The organism is Pseudomonas sp. GP01-A4, assembly GCF_058780865.1.
This window is the reverse complement of sequence record NZ_JBYSWF010000042.1, coordinates 1-15,135: the sequence shown is the minus strand read 5'-3', so window position 1 is coordinate 15,135 and position 15,135 is coordinate 1. Positions and strand designations below refer to the sequence as shown.

Genomic DNA, 15,135 nt, shown 5'->3' with positions numbered 1-15,135 from the left:
CCACTCTAAACTTCTGGTTTACACAGACTATAGCAATCACGGTCTACCGAGGACGCCACACGAGGTCGATACTCGACTCCAACCTCAACACACCTTTTGGAGAACGACATGACCACACAAAACCTCAGCGGCAAAGTCGCCTTGATCCAGGGCGGTTCCCGCGGTATCGGCGCCGCCATCGTCAAGCGCCTGGCCGCACAGGGCGCTGCCGTCGCCTTTACCTACGTCAGTTCGGCTGCCAAGGCTGAAGAGTTGCAGAACAGCGTGATCAGCCAAGGCGGCAAAGCCCTGGCGATTCATGCCGACAGCGCCGACGCAGACGCCATCCGCAGCGCCGTCAACGCCACCGTCGAAGCGTTCGGGCGCCTGGATATCCTGGTCAACAACGCAGGCGTGCTGGCCGTCGGCCCGCTGGAAGATTTCAAGCTGGAAGACTTCGACCGCACCCTCGCCATCAACGTACGCAGCGTATTTGTCGCCACCCAGGAAGCCGCGCGGCACATGGGCGAAGGTGGCCGCATCATCAACATCGGCAGCACCAATGCCGATCGCATGCCGTTTGCCGGTGGCGGCCCGTACGCCATGAGCAAATCGGCGCTGGTCGGCCTGACCAAAGGCCTGGCCCGCGACCTGGGCCCACGGGGCATCACCATCAATAACGTGCAGCCAGGCCCGGTGGACACCGACATGAACCCGGCAAGCGGTGATTTCGCCGAAAGCCTGATCGGCTTCATGGCCGTGGGCCGTTATGGCCATGTAGAAGAGATCGCCAGTTTCGTCGCCTATCTGGCAGGCCCTGAGGCCGGCTACATCACCGGCGCCAGCCTGACCATCGACGGCGGTTTCGGCGCCTGAACCAACGCTGCGACATCACACCACGCTCCGACCTTGGTCGACACTGACTAACGCCAAGCATCATGCGAGACTGTTCGCCCGGGCCGGGAATGCCCGGGCGTTCTTATGTCTGGAGTTCTCATGACGCTGTCCAGCGGGCTGATCGCCGCCGTTGCCCTGGCCTATATGGCCATTATGTTTGCCATCGCCTTTTACGGTGACCGTCGCCATGCGCCGCTGCCGCCGCGGATGCGTGCCTGGGTGTATAGCCTGTCGCTGGCGGTGTATTGCACCAGTTGGACATTCTTTGGTGCCGTAGGCCAGGCGGCCGAACAGTTGTGGGCGTTTTTACCGATCTACCTGGGACCGGTGCTGCTGCTGGTGCTCGCGCCGTGGGTCCTGCAGAAGATGGTGCTGATCAGCAAGCAGGAAAACATCACCTCCATCGCCGACTTTATCGCCGCCCGTTACGGCAAATCCCAATCCCTCGCGGTGGTGGTGGCGCTGATCTGCCTGGTGGGCGTCCTGCCTTATATAGCCTTGCAACTCAAAGGCATCGTGCTGGGGGTGAACCTGCTGATCGGCGCAAGCGCCGACACCACGGGCACCCGCTCCCAGGACACGGCGCTGATCGTGTCGCTGGTATTGGCGTTGTTCACCATTGTGTTCGGTACCCGCAACCTGGACGCCACGGAACACCACCGCGGCATGGTGCTGGCGATTGCCTTTGAATCCTTGGTCAAGCTGTTCGCGTTTCTCGCCGTCGGTGCGTTTGTGACCTACGGCCTGTACGACGGTTTCGACGATTTGTTCAGCCAGGCGATGCTCGCGCCACGGTTGGAGGAATACTGGAAAGAGACCGTCAACTGGCCCTCGATGGTGGTGCAGACCGGTGTCGCGATGATGGCGATCATCTGCCTGCCCCGGCAGTTTCACGTCACCGTGGTGGAAAATATCGACCCGCAGGACCTGCGCCTGGCCAAGTGGGTATTCCCGGCCTACCTGATCCTGGCCGCCCTGTTTGTCATCCCGATTGCCCTCGGCGGGAAGATGCTGCTGCCGGGCTCGGTATTACCGGACTCCTACGTGATCAGCCTACCGTTGGCCGAAGCCCATCCGGCGCTCGCCGTGCTGGCGTTTATCGGCGGCGCCTCGGCGGCTACGGGCATGGTGATCGTCGCGAGCATCGCCCTGTCGACCATGGTCTCCAACGACATGCTGCTGCCCTGGCTGCTGCGCCGTTCCAGTGCCGAGCGGCCGTTCGAAGTGTTCCGTCACTGGATGCTGTCGGTACGCCGGGTGAGCATTGTCATCATCCTGCTGCTGGCTTACGTCAGTTACCGGCTGCTGGGGTCCTCCGCCAGCCTTGCAACCATTGGCCAGATTGCCTTTGCCGCCGTGACCCAACTGGCACCGGCGATGCTCGGCGCGCTGTATTGGAAACAGGCCAACCGACGCGGAGTATTTGCCGGGCTGGCGGCGGGTACGTTCCTGTGGTTCTACACCTTGGTCCTGCCGGTCACCGCGAAAAGTCTGGGCTGGTCGTTCAGCCTTTTCCCGGGCATGACGTGGCTGCATTCGCACCCGCTGGGCTTGTCTGTAACTTCTCTGACGCTGGGCACCGTATTTTCCCTGGCGGGTAACTTCACGTTGTTCGTGTGGGTCTCGATGCTGTCCCGCACGCGCGTGTCGGAACATTGGCAGGCCGGGCGTTTTATCGGCCAGGAAATCAGCCAGCGGGCCAGCGCTCGCTCGATGCTTTCGGTGCAGATCAACGACTTGCTCAGTCTGGCAGCGCGGTTTGTCGGTGAAGAACGGGCTCACCAGAGTTTTGTGCGCTTCGCCTATCGCCAAGGCAAAGGGTTTAACCCCAACCAGAACGCCGACAATGACTGGATTGCCCACACCGAACGCCTGTTGGCCGGCGTGCTCGGTGCGTCGTCGACCCGGGCGGTGGTGAAAGCCGCCATTGAAGGCCGGGAAATGCAGTTGGAGGACGTAGTTCGCATCGCCGACGAAGCGTCGGAAGTACTGCAGTTCAACCGGGCACTGCTGCAAGGCGCCATCGAAAACATCACCCAGGGCATCAGCGTGGTCGACCAGTCCCTGCGGCTGGTGGCGTGGAACCGGCGGTACCTGGAGCTGTTCAATTACCCCGAAGGCCTGATCAGTGTGGGCCGGCCGATAGCCGACATCATTCGCTACAACGCCGAGCGCGGGCTGTGCGGCCCGGGCGAGGCCGAAGTGCACGTGGCGCGCCGCCTGCACTGGATGCGCCAGGGCCGTGCGCATACCTCCGAGCGGCTGTTTCCCAATGGCCGGGTGATCGAACTGATCGGCAACCCGATGCCGGGTGGCGGGTTTGTGATGAGCTTCACCGACATCACCGCGTTCCGCGAAGCCGAGCAGGCGTTGACCGAGGCCAATGAAGGCCTGGAACAGCGGGTGACCGAGCGAACCCACGAACTGTCGCAACTCAACGTCGCGCTGACCGATGCCAAGGGCGTGGCCGAGACCGCCAGCCAGTCGAAAACCCGGTTCCTCGCAGCGGTCAGTCACGACTTGATGCAACCGTTGAACGCCGCAAGGCTGTTCTCTGCCGCCCTCTCCCACCAGAACGACGGCATGTCGCCGGATGCCCGGCAGTTGGTGCAGCATCTGGACAGCTCGTTGCGTTCGGCGGAAGACCTGATCAGCGACCTGCTGGATATTTCCCGCCTGGAAAACGGCAAGATCAATCCGCAGCGCCAGCCCTTCGTGCTCAATGAACTGTTCGATACGCTGGGCGCCGAGTTCAAGGCGCTGGCTCAGGAGCAGGGTTTGCGCTTCCGCCTGCGGGGCAGTCGTTTGCGGGTGGACAGCGACATCAAATTGCTGCGGCGGGTGTTGCAGAATTTCCTCACCAACGCGTTCCGGTATGCCGACGGGCCGGTGCTATTGGGTGTGCGGCGCCGTCGCGGCGAGTTGTGCCTGGAAGTATGGGACCGTGGTCCCGGGATTCCCCAGGACAAGCAAAAAGTCATCTTCGAGGAATTCAAACGCCTGGACAGTCACCAGACCCGTGCCGAGAAAGGCCTGGGATTGGGCCTGGCGATTGCCGATGGCCTGTGCCGCGTGCTCGGGCACCGCTTGAGCGTGCGTTCATGGCCGGGCAAAGGCAGCGTGTTCAGCGTGCGTGTGCCGTTGGCGCGCACTCAGGTCAGCGCGCCTGCCAAGCCGGCGCAGGAAAGCGGCCAGCCGTTGAGCGGTGCACAGGTGCTGTGTGTGGATAACGAAGAAAGCATCCTGATCGGCATGCGCAGTTTGCTCACGCGCTGGGGCTGTGAAGTCTGGACCGCCCGCGACCAGGCGCAATGTGCCGCGTTGCTGGCCGAGGGTGTGCGGCCGCAACTGGCCCTGGTGGATTACCACCTCGACCACGGGGAAACGGGCACCGAGTTGATGGGTTGGTTGCGGGCGCAATTGGCAGAGCCGATTCCGGGTGTGGTGATCAGTGCCGACGGGCGGCCGGAGATGGTGGCCCAGGTGCATGCGGCAGGGTTGGATTACCTCGCCAAACCGGTGAAGCCGGCGGCGTTGCGGGCCTTGTTGAGCCGGCACCTGCCGCTTTAGCCCATGTGGGAGCTGGCTTGCCTGGGATGGCATCGCCTCGGTGTATGCGGAGGAACGAGGTGTCTGCATCGCAGGCAAGCCAGCTCCCACAGAGCCCGGTGACTATTCTGGCAACTGCGCCACGCCGTCTTCATCGGTCATCGCCCGTTCCAGCAAGTCGGCCGGCAGGCTTTTGCTGGCGCGGGCGCCGAGCAGCTTCAGTTGCTCGGTACGGCTCACCAGGTTTCCGCGTCCGTCGGTCAGCTTGTTGCGCGCTGCACTGTAGGCTTTATCCAGCTGCTGCAGGCGGTTGCCTACCTCGTCCAGGTCCTGGATAAACAGCACGAACTTGTCGTACAGCCAACCGGCGCGCTCGGCAATTTCCCGGGCGTTCTGGCTTTGCCGTTCCTGTTTCCACAGGCTGTCGATCACCCGCAAGGTGGCCAACAGCGTGGTCGGGCTGACGATCACGATGTTGCGGTCGAAGGCTTCCTGGAACAGGTTCGGCTCGGCTTGAAGCGCCGCCGAAAATGCGGCTTCAATGGGCACGAACAGCAGCACGAAATCCAGGCTGTGCAGGCCTTCCAGACGTTTGTAGTCCTTGCCGGCCAGGCCTTTGACGTGGTTGCGCAAGGACAGTACGTGCTGCTTGAGGGCTGCCTGGCCGATCGCCTGGTCGTCCTCGGCGACGTACTGTTGATAGGCGGTCAGGCTGACCTTGGAGTCCACCACTACCTGCTTGTCCCCCGGCAGCATGATCAACACGTCGGGCTGGAAGCGTTCGCCGTCCGGGCCTTTGAGGTTGACCTGGGTCTGGTACTCGCGGCCCTTTTCCAGACCGGCATGTTCCAGCACCCGCTCCAGGATCAACTCGCCCCAGTTGCCCTGGGTTTTCTGGCCCTTGAGGGCGCGGGTCAGGTTGGTGGCTTCATCGGACAGGCGCAGGTTCAGCTGTTGCAGGCGCTCCAGCTCCTTGGCCAGGGAGAACCGCTCGCGGGCTTCGCTCTGGTAGCTTTCTTCGACGCGCTTTTCGAACGACTGGATGCGCTCCTTGAGCGGGTCGAGCAATTGGCCGAGGCGCTGCTGGCTGGTTTCGGCGAAGCGTTGCTCGCGCTCGTCGAAGATCTTCCCGGCGAGTTCAGCGAACTGCGCGCGCAGCTCATCACGGGAACCTTGCAGGTCGCTGAGGCGTTGCTGATGGCTTTCCTGTTGCTCGCGAAGTTCGGCGCGCAGGGACGCGGACAAGGCATCCAGGCGGCGCAGTTCGGCTTCTTTGGCGGAACGGTCTAGGTTCCAGGCGTGGGCGGCGTCGCGGGCGTTGTCACGGTCGATCTGCAGCAGTTCGACTTCCCGGCGCACGGCGGCCAGATCAGCCTGTTTGGCAGCGTTGGCCTGGCTCAGGTCGCTGATTTCGTCACGGCTGGCGTCCAACTGCGCGGCGAGCCCTTCCTGGGCCAGTTGCGCGGTGGCCAGGCGCTCTTCGAGCAATTCCCAGCCGGCCATTCGCGCGCTCAGTCGGCGCTGAATCTGCCAGCACAGGCCCAACAGCGGCAATCCAGCAGCGGCGAGACCCAGCACAACACTGGTCCAGTCAAAAGCCATAGCGATTCCTGCCGTCACCCGAAAAGAAGAAGGTTAACCAAGCCAGCGCATTGAGGACAGCTCAGTCTTCGATCTGGCCCAGTTCACGCTGGGCGATGCGGTCGCCGGCGCGGGCGGCCTGGCGCAGCAGTTCGTGGCCGATACGGCGGTCGCGGGCATTGCCGCACTCGCGGCACATCAACTGGCCCAGACGGCTTTGCGCCACCACCACGCCAGCACGAGCCGGTTGCTTGAGCAAATGCCCTGCAAAATGTTTGACGTTGGGGCTGTGGCCCAGGCGCGGGCTGTCGAGCAACCACAAGGCAACTTTCAGGGAAAAACGCTTGGGTGCGGTAACAACCTGAGGGCTGTCGGTAACAGAAGGTGATACTGAGCGAAACTTCATAAAGCACTGTGGGACAGAACGGAAGGCGCGCCACTCTACTCTTTTTTTCGTACAGGTAAAGCTGAAAAAAGCCTGCACGCCCGTTCTAGAGCAAGCGCTTGGGACAATCCACAGAAGCTGTGGATAACTCAGTGGACAACCGTTCTGTAAGTCCCGCAAAGGCCCATGGAACGGGGGCCGCAGTCAAACTGACGATTTTTTCACCAATAAAAAAAAGCTCGATTTTTCATTGACTTAAATTTTAGTTGCAGGCACCCGGGCGCTTTGCGGGGCGTATGTCAGTTCAGTTACACAGGGCGCCACCAATGTGCACAACTACCCACTCGCCGGTTATATCAACAGCGTTTTTTGCTCAGGCAGCGGCTAAGGAATGTTACCGCAGGCCCAGGACCCGAAAAGTTTTTTGCCTATCACACTTCCTTTCATCGTTTCAATCCGTTACTATCCGCGGCGTTAGTACCAAGCTGAAAGTCAATTCTGGTCGAACAACTCCCTCACGGCACCGCCGACAAAAAGGGATCGACCACCTCGATGGTTTCCAGGTATCACTTGCGACGACACGGCCTTTGAACAATGCAAAGGGTGTCGCGAAGTTTCCATACTCTGAAAGAACCAACCTGCAAATTGATCAGGATCTTCACCCCGGGCCCAGAACCTTTGCCCCTGTTGTGTTGCCTGCCCTCCTAAGTACCTACCTGCCAGCCCAAGCGCGCCAACTTAATAGCGCTTCAAACTGGCTGCTTTGTTCCAGTCGGGTTCTTCGTTCGATCAATGGTGATCAACGTCACTGGAACGTTTTAACGTTGCACGGTTCTTAACCGTGTCATTTGTAGGAACACCAATAATATGTCCACTCAAATCCACACTCAGGATGCCATTCGCACCCTCACCAACGCTTTTGCACCAATGAACTGCCTGATCATGGCCGCTCGCAAAGGCTGCTTCAGCTTTACCCTGGTCAACGAACACGGCATCGCTCGTCACAGCGAACGCCTGTACCCCGATCAATACTCCAGCGCAGAACCGCTGCAGGCCGTGATCGATCGTACTCGCCAGGCACTGGTTGCCTGATCGACCCGAATCGCTGAAACACAAAAACCCCGGTTAAAACCCGGGGTTTTTTATTGCCTGAAATTCAGGCGCGCTAAGTTTAAATTGATATAAACGATATAACTAAATGATAAAAATATTTTAAAAACAGTCCTTTACATCGTAAATATGACACTACACTTCAACTCAAGCGGCATGATCCGCTTCCGGCGGACCTGAGATCCGATTCACCGCTGCCAAGCCCTCGCTCAGGTATCGCCGATTAATTTCATGGATTGAGGCATTTATGGGCATCGCCGCCAGCGAATTGTGTCGTTATGTGATCCGGCCCACCCTGCTTTACCTGGGTCGCCATAACCAGACGGCTGAATCCCTGCTGCTGGGCATCGCCGCCAGCCAGTCGGCGCTCGGCTCAGCCCTGCACGACCGCCGCGGCCATGGCCTCTACAGTATCACCGAGCCGCGCCATCGCGCGCTGTGGGATAACTACCTGGCGCTGGACCCCGAGCGCGCCAGCCTGGTACGCGGACTCGCCAGCCAGCATGCCTTCCTCAGCGGGCCGCAGCTTGAGCTGACGGTCAACCTGCGTTACGCCACCGCCATCGCCTGGCTGCTGGTGGAACAACACCGCCCACACCTGCCACCGGCCGACGACGTATTGGCGATGGCACGTATCTGGAAAGAAATATTTCACCCTCAAGGCCGGCTCCGGGATTTCACCCAGGCCTGGCAAACCTGTGTTTCACCCATGAATCACGTCGTCTGTTGACCGGGCGATTTGCAAGATTCGGCTAAAAACGTTGATTTTGGTCGGATTGTCCTACAAAACCGCTCTATCTCCTGTGTTTGAGCCTATAGCGCAAACATAAATTTATTGTTACTTTCCGCAGCGGTGATCACCACGGAGTTCTAATAATGAAAAAAGTAATGCTCAAGACGACACTTAGCCTCGCCGTTGCAATGGCATCCTCCCACGTGTTCGCGAGCGGCTTCGCCCTCAACGAACAAGACGTTGCCGGGATGGGTACCGGTTTTGCGGGACGTTCTTCATCTGCCGATAACGCAAGCACTGTTTATGGCAACCCTGCCGGTATGGCTCGCCTTGAAGGCCAGCAAATCACGGGTGGTGTTGCAGCCATCGATGCCTCGACCGACATCAAAGATGCCGGCGGCCGTTCCAGGGGCACCAACAAAGGCGACATGGTGCCCTTCACCGGCGTACCGTTCGGCTTCTACACCAACAAACTCAACGATCAGTGGGCTGTCGGCTTTGGCGTTTACGCACCGTTCGGCCTGGTGACTGATTATGAACGCGGCTTCCAGGGCAGCGGGTTCGGCAGCTACAGCAAAGTATCTGTAATCACTCTGCAGCCAACGGTCAGCTACGCATTCAACGACCGGGTTTCCATCGGTTTCGGTCCTACCATCAACCGGATCTCCGGCAAGCTGGAGTCCGAACTGACCCTGAACCCTGCCGTGCCTTCGACCAACGTCACGATCAAGGGCGACGATACCGCCATTGGTTTCAACGTCGGCGTACTGGTACAGGCCACCGATACCACGCGCGTCGGCCTGACCTACCACTCCAAGGTCAGCTACAAGCTTGACGGCCACACCGAGGTGACAGCGCCTGCCCCGACTGCCGGTGCCATTGGCAGTGGCCGCTACGACGCCTCGCTGAGCATCGACACGCCAGAATCTTACGACCTGTCGGTAACCCAGGACCTGACTGACGCCTGGAAACTCTATGGCGGTGCGACCTGGACCCGCTGGAGCCGCCTGAAAGACATCACTGTCAAGAACCAGGGTGTAACGGGCGCCAACGGCTTCCTCGCACCGTCGGTCATCGGCACTATCACTGAACCTCAGAACTGGCACGACACCTGGGCCTACGCCCTTGGTACTTCGTACCAGGTCACCAAGCAAGTGGTACTGCGTACCGGCCTGACTTTCGACCAGTCGCCAACCAACAACACTGACCGTTCCCCACGTATTCCTACTGGCGACCGGACCATCTTCAGTGTGGGCCTGGGTTATGCGGTGATGGATAACATGACTGTCGACCTGGCTTATTCCTACCTCAAGGAAGAGCCGGTCAAAGTCAACAAGTCCAATGCACTGGGTTCCTACAGCGCCAAGTACGAAAACAGCGCCAACGGTTTCGGCCTGGGTGTGACGTACAAGTTCTGATGTAAAGCGACATAAAAAAGCCCCGCACTCTTGCAAAAGAGGCGGGGCTTTTTAGTGGGTGCCCATCAGGGTTTCGAAGCCAGCGCCTCTTCCACCGCCTTGATCAGGTCCGCGCTATCCGGCTTGGTCAGGCTGGAGAAGTTGGCGATCACCTTGCCCTGGCGGTCCACCACGTACTTATAGAAATTCCACTTCGGCGCACTGCTCTGCTGCGCCAGGATCTTGAACAGATGCACCGCGTCCGGGCCCTTGACCTTCTGTGGTTCGGTCATGGTGAAGGTCACGCCGTAATTAACGTAACAAACCTTGGCAGTTTCCTCCCCGGTCTTGGCTTCCTGCTTGAAGTCATCGGACGGCACGCCAATCACTTCCAGCCCCTGGCCCTTGTAGCGCTGGTACAACGCTTCAAGCCCTTTGAACTGCGGCGCAAACCCGCAGAAGCTGGCGGTGTTGACGATCAGCAGCGGCTTGCCGGCAAAGCGCTGGCACAGGTCGATGGATTCCTTGGCGCGCAGCTTGGGCAACTGGCCTTCAAGCAACGGCGGGCAATCGGCAGCCATGGCTACACCGCCAAAAGCCACCATCAGAGCGGGTACTGCGAACCAGCGCATCTGCATGTGAGGTGTCCTTGAAAAGTCTCAGACACAGAACTTAACAGATCGCCATGCCCAACTGCATCAATGCCAGGCCGCCCTGTTGCCAGCCCCACCACGCCAGCAGCAGCAAGAGTCCTGCTCCTGCTGCGCCGAGCCAATGCCAGGTCGAATTCATGCCACCCCCATTTGCGCCTGCAAACGTGCCACCGGGCGCTCGCGCACCGGCCAGTTCAGCGCCGCTGCCACCAGGCTCAGGACGATTGCCACCTGCCAGATCAAATCGTAGCTGCCGGTTCGATCATAGACCACCCCGCCCAACCAGCCGCCGAGGAACGAGCCCAGTTGATGGAACAGGAACACGATCCCACCGAGCATGGAAAGGTTTCTGACACCAAACAAGGTCGCGACCGTGCCGTTGGTCAGTGGCACCGTGGACAGCCACAGGAAGCCCATCGCCATGCCGAACAGGTAGGCGCTGGTCTGCGTCACCGGCGCCCACAGGAAGATCACGATCACCACCGCCCGCAGCAGGTACAAACCGGTCAACAAACGGGGTTTGGACATGCGCCCGCCGAGCCATCCGGCGGTATAGGTGCCAAAGATATTGAACAGGCCGATCAATGCCAGCACGGTCGTTCCCACCGAGGCCGGCAAGTGCTGGTCCACCAGGTACGACGGCAAGTGCACGCCGATAAACACCACCTGGAAACCGCAGACAAAAAAGCCGAACGCCAGCAGCCAGAACCCTGAATGGGAGCAGGCCTCACCCAAGGCTTCGCGCAAGGTCTGCTGGCCAGCCACCGCAGGCAACGGTCGGTCCTTGAGCATGGTCACCAACGGCACGATCAGCGCCACCATCAGGCCCAGCACCAGCAACGCGGCGGACCAGCCAAGCCAGCCGATCAAACCGAGGGTGCCCGGCAACATGGCGAACTGGCCGAACGAGCCGGCGGCGCTGGCGATACCCATGGCCATGCTGCGTTTTTCCGGCGCCACGGCACGCCCCACCACCCCGAGGATCACCGAGAACGAAGTACCCGACAGGCCAATGCCGATCAGCAACCCGGCACTCAGGGACAGCGACCACGCTGAATCCGAAAGGCCCATGAACACCAGGCCCAGCGCGTAGAGCACGCCACCGATCATCACCACCTTGGCCGCACCGAAGCGGTCGGCCAGGGCGCCGGTAAATGGCTGTGCCAGGCCCCAGATCAGGTTTTGCAGGGCGATGGCAAAGGCAAAGGTTTCACGGCCCCAGCCGAATTCGGCACTCATGGGCGCCAGGAACAGGCCGAAGCCATGTCGCACGCCGAGGGACAACGCGAGGATCAGCGCACTCCCCACAAGAATCCAGCCGCTGGTGCGCCACATCGAGGTCATTTCTTATTCTCCGTTCGCGGGTATATACCCGCTTATCTTCGAACAAACTCGCGTCAAGCGAGTTCATCCAGCAAGGCCAACAGGGTTTCGCGCTTTTCGGCGCCCAACTTATCAATCAATTTCTGCTGCGCCGCTTCCCAGGCCGGCAATGCGGCGGCGAGCCGTTCGATACCCGCCTCGGTCAGCAAGACCAGGCGGTTGCGCAAGTCATCGCCCTCCACCAACTGCACCAAGCCCTCGCCTTCCAGCACCCGCAGGTTGCGCCCCAGTGTGCTGCGATCCAGGCCCATGGCGTCGGCCAGGCTGGAAATGCTCGGTTGATCGAGGCGCTGCAGATTACACAGCAAAGAATACTGGGCAACGTTGATCCCGAAGCCGTCGAGAGCGCCGTCGTAATGCCTGCTGACGCCACGAGCGGCGCGACGCAGGTTTGTGCATAAACATTGGGAGGCAAGCATGGAGCGTGTATATACCCGGGATTAATGAAATGCAAGAAAGTGTTACAACACCAGACTGATCAACACCGCCACTTCCAGCAGCTCCAACAGCGCGCCGGCGGTGTCGCCGGTGGTGCCGCCGAGGCGATTGACCATCAATTGGCGCAAGCCGATAAAACAAAGGGCAGCCACCAGCACGGCAATCCCGCCACTGAAACCGCCGATCAAGATACACGCCAGGCCGCTGAGGATCAGCACCTGTTGGCCGACGATCCGTGGCAAATGATCCGCCAGGGCCTGCCCCAACCCACCGGCGCGCACATAGCGCGTGGTGAGAAACAGCGCCAGCATCGAAGCGCGGCCAATCAACGGTGCGAGGATCAGCGCGGCGCCGTTGTGCTGCTCGATCAATGCCACCAGCGCGGTGAATTTGAGCAGCAACACCAGGCCCAGGGTGACCACCGCGATCGGGCCGCTGCGCGGGTCTTTCATGATGGTCAGGGTGCGCTCGCGGTCACCGAAGCCACCGAGCCAGGCGTCGGCGCTGTCGGCCAGGCCGTCCAGGTGCAGGCCGCCACTGAGCAACACCCACGCGGTCAACAGCAGCGCGGCGTGCAGCAGCAATGGCGCGCCCATCAACACGGCGTTCAAGCCCCACAGCAGTAGCCCGAACAGCAGCCCCACCACCGGATAAAACAGCAACGAACGCCCCAGTTCCTGGGGCTGCGGCATGCCCGGCAAGCGAATCGGCAGGCTGCTGAGAAACTGCAAGGCGATCCAGAACGGCAACATGCTCAGCGTCCTTCCCTTAATACGCCATCCGCCTCGACCTGCAGGCTGAACAGGCCACCATGGCCGACTTCGACATTCAACAGTTGCTCACGCGGCAGGCCTCGCGCCTGGGCCAGCAGCAAACGCATGACTCCACCATGGCTGATCAGCAGCACTCGCTGGCCGGCATAAGCTTGATACAAGCGGCCGACAGCCCCCAAAACACGCGCGGAAAACTGTGAAACCGGCTCGCCCTGCGGCGGCGTGAAACTGTAGGGATCAGCCCAGAACAGGCCCAGCGCGTCGGCGTCGGTTTCCATCAAGGCTGCAGCGCTCTGCCCTTCCCAGGCGCCGAAGTGCAGTTCCTGCAGATCCTTTTCGAGGGTGACCGGCAGGTTCAGGCGCGTGCCCAACTCCTCGGCAAACCGCGCACAACGTTGCAGCGGCGAACTGACCAGACGCTCCCAAGGGCCCTGCGCCACCACCGCCTCACGCATCTGCTCCCAGCCCTTGGCCGTGAGCGCATCGTCCAGGCTGCCGCGCAAGCCGCCGCCCAGTTCGGTTTCGCCGTGGCGCAGCAGGTCCAGGCGCAAAGTCATGCCGGGCGATCCGCTACGGCTGCTTCGGCGAAGGTCGCCATCTGCCCGTGCAGCGCGCAGGCCAGGCGCAGCAACGGCACAGCGAGCGCGGCGCCACTGCCTTCACCCAGGCGCAGCCCGAGTTCCAGCAAAGGCTCGGCGTTGAGGCTTTGCAGCACGTGACGATGGCCGGGCTCGGCACCGCGGTGGCCGAACAGCAGCCATTCACGACAGCCGGGGTTCAGGCGCGTCGCGACCAAGGCGGCGACGGTGCATATAAAACCGTCCACCAGCACCACGACACCTTCTTGGGCACAGGCCAGATAGGCACCGACCAGTGCGGCAATCTCAAAGCCGCCGAGGTTGAACAGGGTTTTCAGTGCGTCGTCGCGGTCGCTGGCGTGCAGCGCAAGGGCGCGCTCGATGACGGCGACCTTATGGCTGACACCCTGGGCGTTCAGGCCGGTGCCGGGGCCGGTCAAGTCACTGACCTGGCAATCCAGCAGCGCGCAGGCCAGGGCACTGGCGGCGGTGGTGTTGCCAATGCCCATTTCGCCGCCGATAAACAGTTGCGCACCGCTGGTGATAGCGCGGTGCACGCTGTCGCGGCCGGCTTGCAGGGCCAGTTGGCCCTGGGCTTCGGTCATTGCCGGGCCGTTGACGAAGTTGGCGGTGCCGAGACCGATATTCAGGTGGCGGACGCCCGGCAGGTTCAACGTCGGGGTGATGGTGCCGAGGTCGACCACTTCCAGCTTGGCGTCGAGTTGGCGCGCAAGCACGCTGATGGCGGCGCCACCGGTGACGAAGTTGTGAAGCATCTGGCCGGTGACTTCCTGGGGGAAGGCGGAGACACCCTCGGCGACGACGCCGTGGTCGCCGGCGAAGATCGCGATCCACAGGTGGTCGACGCTGGGTTTGACCTGGCCCTGGAGGCCGGCCAGTTGGACGGCCACGGCTTCCAGCCGGCCGAGGGAGCCGGCGGGCTTGGTCAGTTGCTGCTGGCGGGCCAGGGCTTGTTCGTGGGCTTGGGTGTCGATCGTTTTGCAGGGGTTGAGCCACCAGGTGTCGGTCATAACGCAGTACCTTTCAAAGTCAGGGGCAGGCCGGCGACGGTCAGGACAACGCGCTGACAACGTTCGGCCAAGGCTTGATGCAGCCAACCGGCTTCATCGACATAGCGGCGAGTCAATTCGCCCAGCGGGACGACACCCATTCCGGTCTCGTTGCTGACAAAAATGATTTCTCCCGGGAGGGTGGCCAGGGTTTGTAGCAGGGCCTCGCGCTCGTGGTTGAGACGGTCGGGGTCTTCGAGCATCAGCAGGTTGGTGAGCCATAAGGTCAGGCAGTCGACCAGCAGGCAATGGTTCGGGGTGGCGTTTTCCTTGAGGACACGGGCCAGTTCGACGGGCTCTTCGATCAGGCCCCATTCGGATGGGCGGCGTTCGCGGTGGTGGGCGACGCGTGCGGTCATTTCGCCGTCCAGGGGTTGGCTGGTCGCTATGTAGGTGACGCTTAGGCCGCTGTCGGTGGCGAGTTTTTCAGCCAGGCGGCTTTTGCCGGAGCGGGCGCCGCCGAGGATCAACTGGAGCATGGGGTGTGCCTCTGTTTTTGACGGTGTGTATATCCGTTATTTCGGTAACGGCGGCTTATGGTTCCGCTCTTACAGCGGCTCACTTTTGAAAAGCGCAAAAGTAAGCAAAACGCTCTTGCCCCACCACTCG

14 protein-coding genes are annotated in these 15,135 nt (G+C 61.2%); 5 read left to right on the top strand and 9 right to left on the bottom strand.

Features of this window, described 5'->3' with window-relative positions:
• Positions 1-108: 108 nt before the first annotated feature.
• Both AC3WKX_RS21930 and AC3WKX_RS21925 read left to right on the top strand, forming a co-directional pair.
• Positions 109-855, top strand: a complete 747-nt coding sequence (locus tag AC3WKX_RS21930) for a 3-oxoacyl-ACP reductase family protein (protein WP_008432692.1) — start codon at positions 109-111, stop codon at positions 853-855.
• A 120-nt stretch (positions 856-975) separates the two neighbouring features.
• Positions 976-4,446, top strand: a complete 3,471-nt coding sequence (locus tag AC3WKX_RS21925; RefSeq protein ID WP_003214948.1) for a hybrid sensor histidine kinase/response regulator — start codon at positions 976-978, stop codon at positions 4,444-4,446.
• 102 nt (positions 4,447-4,548) lie between these two features.
• Here AC3WKX_RS21925 and AC3WKX_RS21920 read toward each other — a convergent pair whose 3' ends face one another.
• Positions 4,549-5,913 (bottom strand): DNA recombination protein RmuC, encoded by a 1,365-nt coding sequence (locus AC3WKX_RS21920; protein WP_173883039.1) that lies wholly within the window; start codon positions 5,911-5,913, stop codon positions 4,549-4,551.
• A gap of 175 nt (positions 5,914-6,088) precedes the next feature.
• Complete coding sequence (locus tag AC3WKX_RS21915; RefSeq protein WP_023659092.1) at positions 6,089-6,412, bottom strand: SEL1-like repeat protein; 324 nt, start codon at positions 6,410-6,412, stop codon at positions 6,089-6,091.
• Between the two features lie 846 nt (positions 6,413-7,258).
• On the opposite strand from AC3WKX_RS21915, the gene AC3WKX_RS21910 reads away from it, so the two are divergent.
• The 3 genes from AC3WKX_RS21910 (at position 7,259) to AC3WKX_RS21900 (ending at position 9,652) form a co-directional block, all read left to right on the top strand.
• Positions 7,259-7,483, top strand: coding sequence for a hypothetical protein (locus AC3WKX_RS21910; RefSeq protein WP_003214941.1), 225 nt, complete (start codon positions 7,259-7,261; stop codon positions 7,481-7,483).
• A gap of 265 nt (positions 7,484-7,748) precedes the next feature.
• Positions 7,749-8,231, top strand: a complete 483-nt coding sequence (locus AC3WKX_RS21905) for a hypothetical protein (RefSeq protein WP_102605106.1) — start codon at positions 7,749-7,751, stop codon at positions 8,229-8,231.
• A 146-nt stretch (positions 8,232-8,377) separates the two neighbouring features.
• On the top strand, positions 8,378-9,652 hold the full coding sequence (locus AC3WKX_RS21900; RefSeq protein ID WP_026078188.1) for an OmpP1/FadL family transporter: 1,275 nt from the start codon (positions 8,378-8,380) through the stop codon (positions 9,650-9,652).
• Positions 9,653-9,717: 65 nt separating this feature from the next.
• Here AC3WKX_RS21900 and AC3WKX_RS21895 read toward each other — a convergent pair whose 3' ends face one another.
• The 7 genes from AC3WKX_RS21895 to cobU all read right to left on the bottom strand — a co-directional run bounded on the left by AC3WKX_RS21895 (position 9,718) and on the right by cobU (position 15,005).
• Positions 9,718-10,269 (bottom strand): glutathione peroxidase, encoded by a 552-nt coding sequence (locus AC3WKX_RS21895; RefSeq protein WP_102605107.1) that lies wholly within the window; start codon positions 10,267-10,269, stop codon positions 9,718-9,720.
• A gap of 150 nt (positions 10,270-10,419) precedes the next feature.
• Positions 10,420-11,619, bottom strand: a complete 1,200-nt coding sequence (locus AC3WKX_RS21890) for an MFS transporter (protein ID WP_161635735.1) — start codon at positions 11,617-11,619, stop codon at positions 10,420-10,422.
• A gap of 62 nt (positions 11,620-11,681) precedes the next feature.
• Positions 11,682-12,086, bottom strand: a complete 405-nt coding sequence (locus AC3WKX_RS21885; protein ID WP_003214925.1) for a MarR family winged helix-turn-helix transcriptional regulator — start codon at positions 12,084-12,086, stop codon at positions 11,682-11,684.
• Positions 12,087-12,128: 42 nt separating this feature from the next.
• On the bottom strand, positions 12,129-12,857 hold the full coding sequence (locus tag AC3WKX_RS21880; protein WP_003214923.1) for an adenosylcobinamide-GDP ribazoletransferase: 729 nt from the start codon (positions 12,855-12,857) through the stop codon (positions 12,129-12,131).
• A 2-nt stretch (positions 12,858-12,859) separates the two neighbouring features.
• The gene (gene cobC / locus AC3WKX_RS21875) at positions 12,860-13,435 is read right to left on the bottom strand and encodes an alpha-ribazole phosphatase family protein (protein WP_102368349.1); all 576 of its coding nucleotides are present in this window, start codon (positions 13,433-13,435) and stop codon (positions 12,860-12,862) included.
• The gene (cobT, locus tag AC3WKX_RS21870; RefSeq protein ID WP_087695210.1) at positions 13,432-14,487 is read right to left on the bottom strand and encodes a nicotinate-nucleotide--dimethylbenzimidazole phosphoribosyltransferase; all 1,056 of its coding nucleotides are present in this window, start codon (positions 14,485-14,487) and stop codon (positions 13,432-13,434) included. Before cobT ends, cobC begins: the two co-directional genes overlap by 4 nt.
• Complete coding sequence (gene cobU / locus AC3WKX_RS21865; RefSeq protein WP_102605108.1) at positions 14,484-15,005, bottom strand: bifunctional adenosylcobinamide kinase/adenosylcobinamide-phosphate guanylyltransferase; 522 nt, start codon at positions 15,003-15,005, stop codon at positions 14,484-14,486. The genes cobT and cobU overlap by 4 nt, the downstream gene beginning before the upstream one ends.
• Between the last annotated feature and the right edge of the window lie 130 nt (positions 15,006-15,135).

Coding starts and splice junctions, on each gene's coding strand:
- AC3WKX_RS21930 (WP_008432692.1), top strand. CDS start 109: ATGACCACACAAAACCTCAGCGGCAAAGTCGCCTTGATCCAGGGCGGT.
- AC3WKX_RS21925 (WP_003214948.1), top strand. CDS start 976: ATGACGCTGTCCAGCGGGCTGATCGCCGCCGTTGCCCTGGCCTATATG.
- AC3WKX_RS21915 (WP_023659092.1), bottom strand. CDS start 6,412: ATGAAGTTTCGCTCAGTATCACCTTCTGTTACCGACAGCCCTCAGGTT.
- AC3WKX_RS21910 (WP_003214941.1), top strand. CDS start 7,259: ATGTCCACTCAAATCCACACTCAGGATGCCATTCGCACCCTCACCAAC.
- AC3WKX_RS21905 (WP_102605106.1), top strand. CDS start 7,749: ATGGGCATCGCCGCCAGCGAATTGTGTCGTTATGTGATCCGGCCCACC.
- AC3WKX_RS21900 (WP_026078188.1), top strand. CDS start 8,378: ATGAAAAAAGTAATGCTCAAGACGACACTTAGCCTCGCCGTTGCAATG.
- AC3WKX_RS21895 (WP_102605107.1), bottom strand. CDS start 10,269: ATGCAGATGCGCTGGTTCGCAGTACCCGCTCTGATGGTGGCTTTTGGC.
- AC3WKX_RS21890 (WP_161635735.1), bottom strand. CDS start 11,619: ATGTGGCGCACCAGCGGCTGGATTCTTGTGGGGAGTGCGCTGATCCTC.
- AC3WKX_RS21885 (WP_003214925.1), bottom strand. CDS start 12,086: ATGCTTGCCTCCCAATGTTTATGCACAAACCTGCGTCGCGCCGCTCGT.
- AC3WKX_RS21880 (WP_003214923.1), bottom strand. CDS start 12,857: ATGTTGCCGTTCTGGATCGCCTTGCAGTTTCTCAGCAGCCTGCCGATT.
- cobC (WP_102368349.1), bottom strand. CDS start 13,435: ATGACTTTGCGCCTGGACCTGCTGCGCCACGGCGAAACCGAACTGGGC.
- cobT (WP_087695210.1), bottom strand. CDS start 14,487: ATGACCGACACCTGGTGGCTCAACCCCTGCAAAACGATCGACACCCAA.
- cobU (WP_102605108.1), bottom strand. CDS start 15,005: ATGCTCCAGTTGATCCTCGGCGGCGCCCGCTCCGGCAAAAGCCGCCTG.